Genomic DNA, 14849 nt, shown 5'->3' on the forward strand with positions numbered 1-14849 from the left:
GCAATGATACAATTGAAGAACAAAAAAGCGCTCAGACTTATGCGCGTTGCAGCTCTTATTGTTACTCTCACTAGCATATACATTTTTGCCCCCTGGCAGTTTGCCATATATTACTTTCAGCCACTTCCCGCCAACATTCAAGCACAAACACAAGAGGCTATTGAACAAGGAGTTGATGGCATTATTGTGTATATTCATAAACAAGGAAACCAACCTGAATATTTTGCACAAGGTTGGCATAATCGAGAGCAAAAAATCCCCGCTTATGCGACTGCGTTGTTTAAAATTGGGAGTATCCGTAAGCTGTATGACGCATCAGCTTTAACAAAGCTTGTGTCTGCAGGGCTGATTGATATCGATAAAACACTGGCTGATTATCTTCCATCGTTAGTTGGACGCATTCAAAACGCAGATAAAATCACCTTACGAATGATGGTACAGCACAGAAGTGGTATTCCCAATTACACAGATACTAATAACTTTGATTGGTCAATCGCCTACCCCGATCCGCTAGCTTTGGTGCTAGACACCCCTGCTGACTTTGATCCAGATACAGATTATGGTTATTCCAACACAAATTACCTGCTACTGCGAAAAATAATGTCTACTGTGCTGGGTTATGATCATAACCAATTTATTAAAGATGAAATTTTAACGCCATTGGGCCTAACGCATACGTTTTCATCAGTACATGAAATCAATTTAGTAGATTTGATGAGTGGTTATTACGTGGGTTATGAGAATGATTTTAAAGCACTCGATCAAGGCTATGTGGCGACAGCACAAGATGTAGGTGACTTTATTCTTGCTTTAAACAAAGGCACTTTTTTCAACAAACAAGAGCAAATTTTGTATGCATCACTTTATAAGTATGAACACACAGGTTGGGTATTAGGCTATTCAAGCATTGCTCGTTATTATAAAGATATCGATACAGTCGTTGTGCAGTTTATAAATACTAATGGCGATGATACTGTGATGCTAGCAGAAATAATTTATAATCGAATTATTGATATTTTAACAGCGCAGCAGTAGCTGCGTTATCAAAAATTTGTGAATTTTAAAGAGGATTTAAATGCGTTTATTACACACAATGCTTCGCGTTGCTGATTTAGACAAATCTATCGAATTTTACACGCAAGTATTAGGCATGAAAGAACTGCGCCGTGCAGATAATGAAGAATACCGTTACACACTTGCTTTTGTTGGTTACGGTGAAGAAAAAGACGCTACCGTGCTCGAGCTCACCTATAACTGGGATACCGACAGCTACGACTTAGGCAATGCGTATGGCCACATTGCAATTGAGTTTGATGACATTTATAAAGCCTGCGAAGATATTAAAGCCGCAGGCGGTAATGTGAGCCGTGAGCCCGGCCCAGTAAAGGGCGGCACCACTGAAATCGCTTTTGTTAAAGACCCTGATGGTTATGCAATTGAGCTAATTCAGAAAAAAGACTACAGTCAATTTTAATTGTTTTGGCTATTTCAGTCATTAAATTGACTGAAATAGCCACTTTGCAAGCGCCCGTTCAAGCTCTGTGAAATCGATTGGCTTCGCAATGTGATCGTGTATACCTATTTCCATACTTTTTTCGATATCTTCTCTCATTGCATTCGCACTCACTGCGATAATGGGTGTATTAAACCCTTCTTGCTTCAGCAGTGTTTTACTGGCCGTTAAACCATCCATCACAGGCATTTGAATATCCATTAAAATTAACGCGTAGTTATTCATTGATGCCTTATCACAGGCTATTTGGCCATTTTCAGCAAGTTCATAGCTCAAACCTAATTGCGATAAGTATTTCGTAATAACAATTTGGTTAATTGGGTTATCTTCTGCGACTAACAACGGTGTTTTTATGCTTGAAAAGTCGACCGTTATCGCCGTGTCGAGTTGACTTGTTTTTGCTTTGCTAAGCACGTGTGAGTGGGTTTTAAAACTCACCATAATAGTAAATGTAGTGCCTTCACCAAGCTCACTTTTAAGCGTAATTTCGCCGCCCATTAAATCCACTAAGCCTTTACTTATGGCAAGCCCTAAACCTGTGCCGCCATATTCACGCATGATATTACTTTGCGCTTGTACAAAGGGGTTAAACAAAGCGGTTAATTTATCTTCTGCTATACCAATACCTGTATCAGTCACTGTAAATTCAACTGTTGTCGTGTGAGCATCTTTGTCAATGACATTAATTGATAGAGTAATTTCCCCTTCTTTTGTGAATTTAATCGCGTTTGACAGCAGGTTTATGAGCACTTGCTTAACGCGAATTTCATCACACTCGACGTTGACTGCTTTGAGTTGATTAATATTAAGTTGGCAAGCAATCCCCTTAGCATCGCAGCTGGGTTTAAATAACACAATGAGATCTTGGCATAGCGCGATTAAATTGCATTCTCGCGTATCGAGTTCTATTTTATTTGCCTCAATTTTTGAAAAGTCGAGTATGTCATTAATCACTGTGAGTAACACATCGCTGCAGTTATTAATTTGTCTCACAAAATCAGCTTGTTCTGAATTTAATTGGCTTTTTTTCAACAACTGTAAAAAACCAACAATCCCATTCATTGGTGTTCTAATTTCATGGCTCATATTTGCTAAAAACTGGCTTTTAACTTGCTCAGAATGCTCCGCCCTAACCTTCTCTAGCTGTAAAGAAGTGATCTGAATATCAATTGTTTCAGCCATGCTATTGAGTGACTGAGCTATATCTTTAAACTCCTGATAATGAAAGTCATCGGTTATTTTTTTGTAGTTACCACATGCAAACTCCCGACTCAGTGCAGTAATACGATTAAGTGGATTATGCAAACGTTGCGTTAACCAATGAACCAAAAACAATGACACAACTGAAAGACCTATAATTAACAAACCTCCAGCTATCGCTGTTTCCTTTACCGCATTGGTATATGCAGTTTCAGCTTCATTAATTCTAAAGTGTAATGCTGTTCGTTCATTATTAAACAGCACGTTACTAATCGATGCACTTCCTGTTAATAACGCCGTACTTTCAACGACCCCTAAACTGTATAAAACATGATCTTGCACGGTAATTTGTACTTGTTTACCTGATTGGTAAGTAGGCTGCTCATTGTGAACAGCAAGCCACTTTAATGCTTCAGATAACGGAATAAACGACACTAATAACCCCGTTTTTCGGATTGGTTCACTTAACGAGTCTTGTTCATGTAACAGCGTTGAAGTAATTGCTATTAATGCATTTTGTTTGGTTTCTGTTTGAAAGAGCAATTCATTCAACTGCGGCTTATTAATTACTTGAATGCTATTTTGATTGTTCGAGATCTGCGCGCTATCGAGAATACTTTTTGTTAGTGCGTAATTTAGCGTTAACGATGTTATTGGGTAACCTTCAACAATAAAGCCTTGATTATCTAAAACAATTGATGCAATTATTTGTGGGTTATCTGTTACAAATTGCTGTAATTGAACCAATGCAAATTGCGAATACACCACGGTATCTGGAAGCTCAGCTATCGCTTTTGTACTACTTAATAACTGACTATTTTTTTCTAATTTGAAGATCAGTTGTTCCAAGCTTGCCGCGTTATTTCTTGCCTGCCATTGTAAGCTTGTTTTAGCTTGTTCAATCGAGTTTAAATAAAAACGCCCGATCATCAAGCCTGCCAGCACCAAAAGCGGAATAATAACCAGCAATAATACACTTGCGAATAATGCTTGGCTAAACCGTGGGCTGTTCATTGCACCTCTTCATTCGCAATTGAGCGCTCTGCGAGTCCCTGCATAAATAAACCTGCTTGTTCGGCAGTCAGCGCACCACTGCCATAACGAGAAAAGCCTTTTGTTAACACTTCCCATGCAATTATCATCGCAGCCGATGATGGCATTGGTTTGGTATGTTGCAAAGCAGCAAGCAAGGTAAGTAACGTATCATTGTTTTGCTCTAAAAGCTGCGTTAAAACTTGCGTGTTCACTGGGATATCGTGAAGTTTTTGCCAAATTAAATGCTGAAATGGTGCATGTTGCACAGCCTTTGCAAACTTAATTAAGTTGTCTTTATTAGGGCCCTGTAAACTATTATTCGGAAAAGCTAAAACAAACGTTGAGTAGTACGGCTGCATGAAGTGACCATTTAGTTTTGGTAGTGGTTGTACGGCCAACTGCTCCCCCAGTGCTTCTTTGTAAGTATTGAGGGCCCAAGCACCATTTATAATAAATGCAGCCTGTTGGTTTTGAAATGCGGCATGTGAACAGCTGTAATCACACTCTCTGTCCACGATACCTTGCTGATTTAAATCCCATACATATCGCAAAGCTAATTGCATTGCTGATGTATTCAACTGTACTTTGTCATCAACAATCAGGTCGCCTTCAAATGCGCTTAAAAATGGAATAAACCAATACATTTCCATAAAACTCCAAGTGATTAGTTTCACCTGTTCAGGCAGCATAGGTTTTAGTTTAATAATATCCTGCCAGTCATTTATTTTTTTCTTTACGTACCGAGTGTTATAAAAAAGCAGTAAATGATTACCTTGAATAATGGGAATGCCGAGTAATTGACCATTCACTCTTGTTGTATCTAAAGTGCGTTTATCTGTTGTTTCAGCTATCAGTGATTCGGGAATAACACTAAAATTAGCGTATTTGTTCAGACCCAGATGGTCAGCAGGAAAAATTACGGCATCGGTGGTTGTCGCACTATTAGCTTGAACAAGCCGTACTTTTAACGCTTTTTGGTCAACCAACACAGAATCAACCGTTAATTCTGTTTGCTCAGCCAGCTCACTTAACAGTTGATTGAAGTTATCATGCTTCATTGTATAGGCCAGCTTAATTGTCGTGGCATAACACGGGAACATTGCCAACAGCACTACCAACCCAAATACTCGCCACACGCTCGTATCTACTTAATAAACAGAAAATTATAAATTTAGTTAAGCACACTTGTTTACAATTGCCTAGCTTAATCAGGGGTTTTCTTACATCTCAACGTTGTGATCACTAAACCAACAATTGCAAAACAAATTAACCAAATAATACCATTCCGCTTAATTAAGTGGTCTATTTTGAGGCAATAAAACCGCGTTGATAACAAGGCAAAAATTTAGTTATTTAGTTGTTCTCGGCAATTGCTCCTGCATTGCTCTACCTCCTACATCCATGCAGTCGTAAATCAGAAATTTTTAACGCAGGTAGCGACTGGTTTGATCACTCAAAATGATTAAGTATTTTTGCGGATTGGTATAAGGTCTCCACTCATACTCGTTAACGTCACACCTTTTAAAAACAATGCCTCAAATTAGACATACATGATGTGTCGCAGGAAGCATTAGAAATAGATTAAAACGGTCTGTCGCAGTGAGAAGTAAAGATCTGTACTGTGATTTTTAAAAATATCAGAGAAAAGTCGAAATTAAATAGCGTAGATAATTGATTTTTATAAGATAAGTATGGGATGTATAAATAGGAATTTTTTAATTGAATCTTACAGTATTCACTGTGCAATAAATATAAATTACGCAAGTAAATGGCGTCCCCAAGGGGATTCGAACCCCTGTTACCGCCGTGAAAGGGCGGTGTCCTAGGCCTCTAGACGATGGGGACGCAGAAATTGGTTTGCAAATCACTGATTTGCTATTTCTGCGTAAGATGAGACCGAGCCTGTGAGGCGAATGGCCTTAGCTTAAACAGAAAGTTTCTGTGTCACTAGGACAACTGAATAGTTAAACTCGATTCAGGCGAGCTGTTTAATAACACAACACCCTCTTTAACACGGTTAAAGTAAGTGGCGTCCCCAAGGGGATTCGAACCCCTGTTACCGCCGTGAAAGGGCGGTGTCCTAGGCCTCTAGACGATGGGGACGCAGAAATTGGTTTGCAAATCACTGATTTGCTATTTCTGCGTAAGATGAGACCGAGCCTGTGAGGCGAATGGCCTTAGCTTAAACAGAAAGTTTCTGTGTCACTAGGACAACTGAATAGTTAAACTCGATTCAGGCGAGCTGTTTAATAACACAACACCCTCTTTAACATTGTTAAAGTAAGTGGCGTCCCCAAGGGGATTCGAACCCCTGTTACCGCCGTGAAAGGGCGGTGTCCTAGGCCTCTAGACGATGGGGACACAAGAATGTGTCACTAGGACAACTGAATAGTTAAACTCGATTCAGGCGAGCTGTTTAATAACACAACACCCTCTTTAACACTGTTAAAGTAAGTGGCGTCCCCAAGGGGATTCGAACCCCTGTTACCGCCGTGAAAGGGCGGTGTCCTAGGCCTCTAGACGATGGGGACACAAGAATGTGTCACTAGGACAACTGAATAGTTAAACTCGATTCAGGCGAGCTGTTTAATAACACAACACCCTCTTTAACATTGTTAAAGTAAGTGGCGTCCCCAAGGGGATTCGAACCCCTGTTACCGCCGTGAAAGGGCGGTGTCCTAGGCCTCTAGACGATGGGGACACAAGAATGTGTCACTAGGACAACTGAATAGTTAAACTCGATTCAGACGAGCTATTTAATAACACAACACCCTATTTAACACGGTTAAAGTAAGTGGCGTCCCCAAGGGGATTCGAACCCCTGTTACCGCCGTGAAAGGGCGGTGTCCTAGGCCTCTAGACGATGGGGACACAAAAATGTGTCACTAGGACATTAAATGATAGTTTGACTCATATCAGAGTAAGGTTGCTAAATTAACATGTAAATACTCGAGATTGACATGTTTAGCGCCTTGGTATTAGCTCACTTACATAAATAAGTGGCGTCCCCAAGGGGATTCGAACCCCTGTTACCGCCGTGAAAGGGCGGTGTCCTAGGCCTCTAGACGATGGGGACGCAGAAAACTGCTACCCTAGGACAAACACTATGCAAATTGGTGGAGCTATGCGGGATCGAACCGCAGACCTCTTCGCTGCCAGCGAAGCGCTCTCCCAGCTGAGCTATAGCCCCAACTTTGCATACACACTACCAACTAATGCTGACGTGTATCGCTGAGTGCGGGGCGCATTCTATGCAGCCCCCCAAATAAAGTCAACAGTTTTTTATCTAACTTTATTTAAATGATTTAAATTTCAACAAGCTGACTAAATAACACCCCAAGGAGGAGCTATTTTATACAATCCACTAATAAATAGCTGAATTTTACATATTAGCGTGCTGTTTAGATTTTATTGTGCCTCAATGAAAGGAGGTTTCGCTTACTAAAAGGTATACATTTATATGGAAAACGGCGATATCTTAATTTTATAACTAAATTGATCATTCTTCCCCTCCCCCACGCCCTTTTAATTAACGTTAAAAAAGAGCACTGCGTTGTACTTATTTATACAACCGACAAATGCATTTACATATAAACAAAACTAACACAGCTCATCCCCGCTAAAGTAATTGACCCCAAACAGCCTAAAAGTCAGCTTGCGTATAGAAGGAAGAGCACTGAATTGCATAATTGTTCATCAAAAAATGTAAAAAAGCCATGTCGTTGTTTATAAAAGCTGCATCTAGCACATTTTTACTCATTCAAGTGTTGACACATTTACAACTCTATCTATAATAGCGCCCCACAACAACGCAGCAATGAGTTGTTTTTTAGATATGGGTCGTTAGCTCAGTTGGGAGAGCATCGCCCTTACAAGGCGAGGGTCACTGGTTCAAGTCCAGTACGACCCACCATTATTAAATGGTGTTCATATCTAAAGTTCTTAATGGGTCGTTAGCTCAGTTGGGAGAGCATCGCCCTTACAAGGCGAGGGTCACTGGTTCAAGTCCAGTACGACCCACCATTTAAATGGTGTAAACTCAACATTAAGAATTTATTGCATGTAATATGGGTCGTTAGCTCAGTTGGGAGAGCATCGCCCTTACAAGGCGAGGGTCACTGGTTCAAGTCCAGTACGACCCACCATTATCTTTTAATGGTACTTCATATTACACAATCTAAATGGGTCGTTAGCTCAGTTGGGAGAGCATCGCCCTTACAAGGCGAGGGTCACTGGTTCAAGTCCAGTACGACCCACCATTAATCCAAGTTTAATGGTGTTCTCATTTAGATTATTCTTCGCGGGTCGTTAGCTCAGTTGGGAGAGCATCGCCCTTACAAGGCGAGGGTCACTGGTTCAAGTCCAGTACGACCCACCATTTTAAAAATGGTATCGCGAATAAAAAGATTATTTGGGTCGTTAGCTCAGTTGGGAGAGCATCGCCCTTACAAGGCGAGGGTCACTGGTTCAAGTCCAGTACGACCCACCATTTAATCTTTACAAATTAGCCTTTCGGCAATTATATGTGGGTCGTTAGCTCAGTTGGGAGAGCATCGCCCTTACAAGGCGAGGGTCACTGGTTCAAGTCCAGTACGACCCACCACATATAAAACACTCTTTTCATACTCCATACTTTGTACTTTATATTCTAAATTTTCTAAAAGCATCGCCACTCTCTACAAAGACTCGGCTCGATGGTGCTAGTCCAGTACGACCCAGCACCAGCAAAACACGTCTAGTCGTTGTGCCATTTTTGATATTCACTAATATAAATATCATCACGTTTGTAGCTAATTGCTAAGCTAATTCTTTGAGATAAAAAGGAAATAAAAAATACGACATAAGTCATGCTATAGCATGAGTCAGGTTTTTAAATTAATTGAAAACCTGTAATTTGCCTTGTCAGCAGCTAGACTGTTTATTATAGTCACTGTTAATATCACTCGATCGCAAGTCCAATGCCTGCAAAGATTTTTTCGAAAGCCAAAATTTTAATAGTTGAAGAGCAACCACTCGCTCAAAGCTACATGAAACAATCCCTCGAAGGATTAGGTTTTCGACAACTGCGCTTTGCTGACCATGCCATTTCAGCCAAAGAACAATGTCAGGGCGAACAATTTGATCTCATTGTTTGCTCATTCAATTTAAGTAAGCACCAAGATGGCTACCAACTTTACGAAGAACTTAAAGTTAAACGCTTAATTAAAAACTCCACAGGGTTTATTTTCATTTCAGCCGAAACAAGCGGTTCTCTAGTTCACAGTGTGTTAGAGCTCCAGCCTGACGATTTTTTAGTAAAGCCATTTACCATTTATGAATTAAAAAGCCGTATTGAGAAAGTACTACTACGTAAGCACCACCTTTACAGTGTTTATCAGCTAATTGATGATGAAAATGACTCGAAAGCAATAAAGAAAATCGATGAATTACTACAAAATAAAAGTAATACCTACAGTGCCATTTTATTACGATTAAAAGGTGATGCCCTACTTCGTTTAAATCGAAATGAAGATGCAAAAACATTTTTTAAATCCGTACTCGATATACAAAAGTTTACGTGGGCTAAAGTCGGGTTAGTAGAAGCGCTTATTGCCAATAATGAGCATATTCTTGCTCAACGCATGTTAAAAACCATGCTACAGCGCAGTGAAACTCGCCTTGTGGCCCTTGATTTGTTAGGTCGTTTAGACATTAAACTTAATAAGTTTGATGACGCTCAACTATTTTTTAGTCAAGCTGTTGATATAGCTCCAAGAAACATTGAGCGACAAAAAACACTCAGCCATGTATCACTGTTAAATCATGACTACGAGAAAAGCTACTTAACGCAAAAAGATATCGCCAGTTATGCAAAGCACTCCATACATGATCACCCTGATATATACTTAAATGCAGCACGGGCAGGTATCGATTTTGCTCTGACAACAGATCAAACAGACCAAGTTAATCGTATTGCGAGACAAACAAATCAATATTTAAATGATTTAAAACAACAGTTTCCAAATAGTAACAATCAAACCCAAATTGATGTACTCAACGCACGTTTACATTATTTGAAAGACGAGCATAAAAAAGCAAAGGCCCTAATCGAGCAGCTTGATGAGAGTGACAGTCAAATTCGTTCTGTTGATGGTGCGCTTGATAAAGCAAAGGCATTCCACGAGCTCGGTTTTCACAACAAAGCGCAAACACTCTTTAATCAAATTATTAGTCATTGTGAGCGCCATCCTTCGGTAAGTGATCCTGTGTTTCTTCGCTACATTCAACAACAGCAAACTGAACGTCGTGATATCAAAATGGGGCCGAAAGAACTCAATAACCATGCTGTTACGCAATTTAATAAAGGCCAGCTAAATATTGCGCTCGAAGCGTTTACACAGGCCTTTAGAATTATGCCTAAAAACGCCAGTATTGCATTGAATCTTTTACAATGTTTATTCGACTCTAATGCGCAAGGGCAATCATTTAACTTATTGCTAGCAAAAAAATGCTACGCTTTACTTAATGAATACACATTACACGATGAGCAAGCCACTCGCTTCGAAAAAATAAAAGCGCAAGCTGCAAAAATGAATCTTCAGCTATCTGAGTAAATGTTCTCATTATGGAGCGCCCTTTTTTGAAATCAATTAAGCTTCTTTTAGCTGCAATAGCACTCTTCAGTCCAGTCAGTATTGCTTCTGCTACTTTGCAGTATTGGCAGCAAGCTAATATAAATTGGCAAAGTGAAGCAGGCAGTCATATAAATATACTGGCTGACGAGCAGCCCGCATTTTTGGCTCTTAAACCTTATATCCCCCTGTTTGAGCAGCTTACCGGGATTTCTGTTGGTTTCCATGCGCTGGAACAATCTCAAATGCGCTCTCGTCGTCATCAAGATTTAAGCGAAGGTTTAGGCCTATACGATGTATTGCCTATGGGCATTACATTTTTAGGTGAAGCACAAAATCAAGGCTGGATAGAGCCCCTACAACCTTATCTAGATAACCCACTCATAACTGATAAAACGTGGTATCAACTTGAAGATATTAGCGAAAGAAGCCTCACTCTTTGCAAAATAGATAACAAACTTTATTCTTTACCTTTTGATTTTTCAGCCCCTATTTATTTTTATCGCAAAGATTTATTTGAGCGCTTTAATCTTGAAGTGCCAGATACTTACGAGCAGTTACACGCAACTAAAATAAAATTACAGCGCGCGATTGATGCCGACTCTAAACTCGCCGGCATGCACGCGTTTGCTTCACGCACACTACCCGGTGCGGGGCTTAATACATGGACGGTGTTACCCGTAATGCGTGCCTATGGCGCAGAAGTGCTCAATGAACAAGGTGTATCAACATTTGATAGTCCACAGACGGCACAAAGCCTTAAAATGTATCGAAACTTAGTTACAGGTTACGGTAATCCGGAAAATAGCCGCTTACTGCATTTTTATGAGATACGTCAACTGTTTAAGCACGGCAAACTGGCTTCAGCAATCCTTGCGTCTCACTTTTACAATGAAATAGACACGGCTGAAGAATCCGATATTTGGAATAAATGGGAAGCCGCTCCCCTTCCAAAAGGACCTGTTGCCAGAGAAACATCACCATGGGCATGGGCATTTGCGATTAATAGTCACTCTAATAAAAAAATTGCAGCCTGGTTATTTATTCAATGGGCAACGAGTGAGCAAACGGCCGCTTTACTCAGCACCGGGGGGTCGCCGCCAAGACAAAAGGTATGGCACGAAAAGCTATTTACTTTAGTCAATAAACCCGGCTTTAACAACGCAATGCTATGGGTGTTTGAGCATGCCACGCCTGATCGACTGCAAGCCGGTATGGTTGAATTTCCAGTCATTGGTGAAATTATTTCGCAAACATTTAGCCAAATATTTTATGGTGCCGACATTAAACAATTAATTAAAAGTACTGATGCAAAAATTAATGCAAACATGCACGCTTTAAAAACACAAACTAAGAGCAGCCAATGAGAATCAGTATTGCGCATAAAATTCTGATAATCATCGGCTTTACTATCACGCTAATTTTAGGCGTGAGCACGGCTATACATGTCTTGGAATTAAAAGAGCAAACCTTGCTTAATATGAGTGAAAAAGCAGACGCGATTGTTTCGCCGATGCTGTCTGAAATAAACTCATTAACATCAGATAACACCGCTGGCAGTTGGGTCTTAAAAATTCAGGGGATAACATTAAAAAATATTCTCAAACATAATACCTTTGATGACCTCAAAACCATTTATTTTATTGATCAAAATAACTTTATTGCGGCTCACCCCGATAACAGCAAAGTCGATACCTTAGAGACGAATCAAACGATATTGCAGCAACTCAATCCGAGACGAAATAATATTATCGCGCTTGATCACCAGTACGCTGTAACAGTGCCAGTAAAAAATCATTACGGTGAAAATATTGGTTACGTTATTGTCACGTTTTCTGACATCGATTTATCCCAAAAAACCAAATCTATTATCAGTAACGCCGTCTCTTTATTTGCAATCTATCTGCTAACTGCACTCATTATTGCTTATATCATTATTAGGCGCATAATTTTGCAACCCATTGATCAACTTGTTGAGTTCTCCCATGCAGTGACCACAGGCGATTTAAATTGCCCTATTAATATTAAAAGCCAAGATGAAATAGGCACACTTGCCAGTGGCTTTAAAATGATGCGAGCCGCGGTTAGACAACAAATTAACAGCATGCATGAACAGCACAGCCAACTCGAAGAAACCGTGGCTAAGCGCACTCAAGAATACTTGGATGCAAAAGAACAAGCAGAACAATCAAACCAAGCAAAAAGTCGCTTTTTAGCCAATATGTCTCACGAGTTAAGAACACCTTTAAATGCCGTGTTAGGCTTCAGCCAATTATTGCAAGACAGCGAAACCGACAAAAACAAACGCCGCTACCTTGAAGCGATTTCCATCTCAGGCAATTCGTTATTAAACGTACTAAACGATATTCTTGATTTATCAAAAGTCGATGCAGGTAAAATGCAGCTCGATATTGAGCGGGTTGAAATTCCCACCATGTGCCATGAATTAAATATGATGTTTTTACAGCTCAGCGCACAAAAAGATCTCAATTTTAAAGTAACCGCACACCCTGATCTCACTCCCCCTGTATTGCTCGACAGTAACAAGCTTCGTCAAGTACTTACCAACTTAATAAGTAATGCTATTAAGTTTACGTCACAAGGCAGTGTAAGCGTATACTTTGACTTTAAACCACATGATGACGACAGCCACCTTGATATAAAAATTCATGTGAAAGATACCGGTAAAGGCATTCCAAAAGATCAACAAGATTTAATCTTTAATGACTTTGAACAAGTTCAAGGACAACGCAGTTCTGAGTTTGGTGGTACAGGGTTAGGCCTTGCTATTTCATTACGCTTTATAAAATTGATGGGCGGCGAGTTATCGGTTATCAGTGAAAAAGGCAAAGGCAGTGAGTTTATTGTTTCAATTCCCAACGTCGAGTTAGCTGAATCAATAACAGAAATTGAGCACCGTAATTACCCTGCAATCACTAGTTATCACTTTAATCCTGCGCGCATTTTAATCGTAGACGACATTCCCTATAACCGTGATTATTTAGAATCGTTCTTATCGCGCTGGAGTTTTACTATCGATACGGCAATTAATGGTGAAGATGCACTGAAAAAAATAGAGCAACATCAGCCTGACCTAATCATAATGGATTTGAAGATGCCTGTAATGGGAGGGCTTGAAGCCAGCCAGTTAATTCGCAGTGATGATCGTTTTAAACATATCCCGATTATTGCTGTAACAGCCTCGGCTTTAAAGGATGATAAGGCACAATCAAGTATCTTGACAGACTACACTATCAGTAAGCCAATTTACCGAGAGCACCTTATTTTTATTATTGCGCAATATTTAGATTAGTTTACCTAATCGCATTTTTTCATTGCCACCGCATTCATGCAGTAGCGCAAACCACTTGGCGGCGGACCATCAGGAAAAACATGACCTAAATGGGCATCGCAGACATTACAAATAGCCTCAATACGTTGTATACCGTGACTTGTATCGGCTATGTACGCAATGCTATCGACGCTGCTTGGTTGGGTAAATGAAGGCCAACCAGTGCCACTGTCAAACTTTTCATCGGCATCAAACAATAAATTATCGCAACATACACACGCATATTTCCCAGGCTCAAAGAGTGTGCATGAATCAGAGCTGTGCGGACGCTCTGTGCCTTTTTGGCGTGTTACATAGAAAGTATCTTGCGCAAGCTCACGCTGCCACTCTAATGGCGTTTTTTCAACTCTACGGGGAGGTGTTGGATTGCCGTTGTGGGCAAACTCTAAAATATCTTGCCAAGTTAACATTGTGTTCTCCTAGGATTGATAAACCCACGTTCAAAATACTGCTTAAAAAATAGTTAAGCAAATTAAACCTTATACCAATTTACTTACTTAAATGATCTATTTTGATGCAAAAAAAACCGTGTGGTCGCAAGGCAAAAACGATGATATTTAGTTGCTATCGGCCATTGCTCCTACCTTGCTCTAACGCCCACAACGAAACTGTCGTTCATGAGCAATTTTTAACGCAGATAGCAACTGGTTAAATCCATCAAAATGATTCTGTATTATGGCTAGTCGGTACTAGACTGCTTAATTATTTTTATATTTTCGCGTTCTCGTTCAGACAGTAAGGTATGTAAATAAGCGTCAATTTTCGACTCTGCAACGCTTAAAACTGCGGTCAATGTCTGTTCATTGATATCTGTAACATGAATAATGCCATCGCCAATTTTTATCTTTTTAATCTGCCCTATTAATACAAATTCCGCTTTGCGTTTAAAATCAAACAAACCGGAAAGGCTAATCAATGCTAACTGGTTAACATCGCGCTTTAATGAATCTTCAATTGGATTGCGTGACACGAATAAAGGTGTCACACGGTACAGACTTGATACTGTGATAAAAGCCCACAAAAGAACAAAAAAAGAAAACGCGACACTGTGCCAAAGTGGTGTAAAAAACCACAGGGCAATCAATACCACTGCAATCAATGCTGAAATTTTTGCTAGTAATTGATTAATAGCCAGCAT

General features: G+C 40.0%; 9 protein-coding genes and 15 tRNA genes. 12 read left to right on the plus strand and 12 right to left on the minus strand.

Features of this window, described 5'->3' with window-relative positions:
- The first annotated feature begins 3 nt into the window (after positions 1-3).
- Positions 4-1035 carry a serine hydrolase gene (locus tag BWD47_RS13715; RefSeq protein WP_075594147.1) on the plus strand — a complete coding sequence of 344 codons (1032 nt, stop codon included), beginning with the start codon at positions 4-6 and terminating at the stop codon, positions 1033-1035.
- A 40-nt stretch (positions 1036-1075) separates the two neighbouring features.
- On the plus strand, positions 1076-1474 hold the full coding sequence (gene gloA / locus BWD47_RS13720; RefSeq protein ID WP_036969520.1) for a lactoylglutathione lyase: 399 nt from the start codon (positions 1076-1078) through the stop codon (positions 1472-1474).
- A gap of 21 nt (positions 1475-1495) precedes the next feature.
- Here gloA and BWD47_RS13725 read toward each other — a convergent pair whose 3' ends face one another.
- From BWD47_RS13725 to BWD47_RS13770, 10 genes are all read right to left on the minus strand, one after another.
- On the minus strand, positions 1496-3727 hold the full coding sequence (locus BWD47_RS13725) for an ATP-binding protein (protein WP_075594148.1): 2232 nt from the start codon (positions 3725-3727) through the stop codon (positions 1496-1498).
- On the minus strand, positions 3724-4806 hold the full coding sequence (locus BWD47_RS13730) for an extracellular solute-binding protein (protein WP_074989780.1): 1083 nt from the start codon (positions 4804-4806) through the stop codon (positions 3724-3726). Before BWD47_RS13730 ends, BWD47_RS13725 begins: the two co-directional genes overlap by 4 nt.
- A gap of 711 nt (positions 4807-5517) precedes the next feature.
- Positions 5518-5593, minus strand: a tRNA-Glu gene (locus BWD47_RS13735).
- 182 nt (positions 5594-5775) lie between these two features.
- Positions 5776-5851: transfer RNA gene (locus BWD47_RS13740), tRNA-Glu, on the minus strand.
- A gap of 182 nt (positions 5852-6033) precedes the next feature.
- A tRNA-Glu gene (locus BWD47_RS13745) sits at positions 6034-6109 on the minus strand.
- 94 nt (positions 6110-6203) lie between these two features.
- Positions 6204-6279: transfer RNA gene (locus tag BWD47_RS13750), tRNA-Glu, on the minus strand.
- Between the two features lie 94 nt (positions 6280-6373).
- Positions 6374-6449, minus strand: a tRNA-Glu gene (locus BWD47_RS13755).
- A 94-nt stretch (positions 6450-6543) separates the two neighbouring features.
- Positions 6544-6619, minus strand: a tRNA-Glu gene (locus BWD47_RS13760).
- 129 nt (positions 6620-6748) lie between these two features.
- Positions 6749-6824: transfer RNA gene (locus BWD47_RS13765), tRNA-Glu, on the minus strand.
- A gap of 38 nt (positions 6825-6862) precedes the next feature.
- Positions 6863-6938, minus strand: a tRNA-Ala gene (locus tag BWD47_RS13770).
- Positions 6939-7585: 647 nt separating this feature from the next.
- Between BWD47_RS13770 and BWD47_RS13775 the strand changes: the two genes are divergently transcribed.
- The 10 genes from BWD47_RS13775 (at position 7586) to BWD47_RS13820 (ending at position 13672) form a co-directional block, all read left to right on the plus strand.
- Positions 7586-7661 (plus strand) — tRNA-Val (locus BWD47_RS13775).
- A gap of 34 nt (positions 7662-7695) precedes the next feature.
- A tRNA-Val gene (locus BWD47_RS13780) sits at positions 7696-7771 on the plus strand.
- Between the two features lie 46 nt (positions 7772-7817).
- Positions 7818-7893: transfer RNA gene (locus BWD47_RS13785), tRNA-Val, on the plus strand.
- 38 nt (positions 7894-7931) lie between these two features.
- Positions 7932-8007, plus strand: a tRNA-Val gene (locus BWD47_RS13790).
- 43 nt (positions 8008-8050) lie between these two features.
- Positions 8051-8126 (plus strand) — tRNA-Val (locus tag BWD47_RS13795).
- A gap of 35 nt (positions 8127-8161) precedes the next feature.
- A tRNA-Val gene (locus tag BWD47_RS13800) sits at positions 8162-8237 on the plus strand.
- Between the two features lie 38 nt (positions 8238-8275).
- Positions 8276-8351: transfer RNA gene (locus BWD47_RS13805), tRNA-Val, on the plus strand.
- 355 nt (positions 8352-8706) lie between these two features.
- The gene (locus BWD47_RS13810; protein WP_075594149.1) at positions 8707-10341 is read left to right on the plus strand and encodes a tetratricopeptide repeat-containing response regulator; all 1635 of its coding nucleotides are present in this window, start codon (positions 8707-8709) and stop codon (positions 10339-10341) included.
- Between the two features lie 26 nt (positions 10342-10367).
- Complete coding sequence (locus tag BWD47_RS13815) at positions 10368-11726, plus strand: extracellular solute-binding protein (protein ID WP_167330958.1); 1359 nt, start codon at positions 10368-10370, stop codon at positions 11724-11726.
- Positions 11723-13672, plus strand: a complete 1950-nt coding sequence (locus BWD47_RS13820; protein WP_075594150.1) for an ATP-binding protein — start codon at positions 11723-11725, stop codon at positions 13670-13672. The genes BWD47_RS13815 and BWD47_RS13820 overlap by 4 nt, the downstream gene beginning before the upstream one ends.
- Before the next feature lie 5 nt (positions 13673-13677).
- Here the strand turns inward: BWD47_RS13820 and msrB are convergent, their stop codons facing one another.
- The gene (msrB, locus tag BWD47_RS13825; protein WP_075594151.1) at positions 13678-14121 is read right to left on the minus strand and encodes a peptide-methionine (R)-S-oxide reductase MsrB; all 444 of its coding nucleotides are present in this window, start codon (positions 14119-14121) and stop codon (positions 13678-13680) included.
- A gap of 269 nt (positions 14122-14390) precedes the next feature.
- On the minus strand, positions 14391-14849 hold the full coding sequence (locus BWD47_RS13830; RefSeq protein WP_036969534.1) for a hypothetical protein: 459 nt from the start codon (positions 14847-14849) through the stop codon (positions 14391-14393).

Origin of the sequence: Pseudoalteromonas sp. PAB 2.2, from assembly GCF_001938575.1 — a bacterium.
In the GTDB taxonomy this organism is placed as follows: Bacteria; Pseudomonadota; Gammaproteobacteria; order Enterobacterales; family Alteromonadaceae; genus Pseudoalteromonas; species Pseudoalteromonas lipolytica.

What these genes read in the sequence shown, in the direction of transcription:
- BWD47_RS13715 (WP_075594147.1), top strand. Translation starts at nt 4, where the DNA reads ATGATACAATTGAAGAACAAAAAAGCGCTCAGACTTATGCGCGTTGCA.
- gloA (WP_036969520.1), top strand. Translation starts at nt 1,076, where the DNA reads ATGCGTTTATTACACACAATGCTTCGCGTTGCTGATTTAGACAAATCT.
- BWD47_RS13725 (WP_075594148.1), bottom strand. Translation starts at nt 3,727, where the DNA reads ATGAACAGCCCACGGTTTAGCCAAGCATTATTCGCAAGTGTATTATTG.
- BWD47_RS13730 (WP_074989780.1), bottom strand. Translation starts at nt 4,806, where the DNA reads ATGAAGCATGATAACTTCAATCAACTGTTAAGTGAGCTGGCTGAGCAA.
- BWD47_RS13810 (WP_075594149.1), top strand. Translation starts at nt 8,707, where the DNA reads ATGCCTGCAAAGATTTTTTCGAAAGCCAAAATTTTAATAGTTGAAGAG.
- BWD47_RS13820 (WP_075594150.1), top strand. Translation starts at nt 11,723, where the DNA reads ATGAGAATCAGTATTGCGCATAAAATTCTGATAATCATCGGCTTTACT.
- msrB (WP_075594151.1), bottom strand. Translation starts at nt 14,121, where the DNA reads ATGTTAACTTGGCAAGATATTTTAGAGTTTGCCCACAACGGCAATCCA.
- BWD47_RS13830 (WP_036969534.1), bottom strand. Translation starts at nt 14,849, where the DNA reads ATGCTGGCTATTAATCAATTACTAGCAAAAATTTCAGCATTGATTGCA.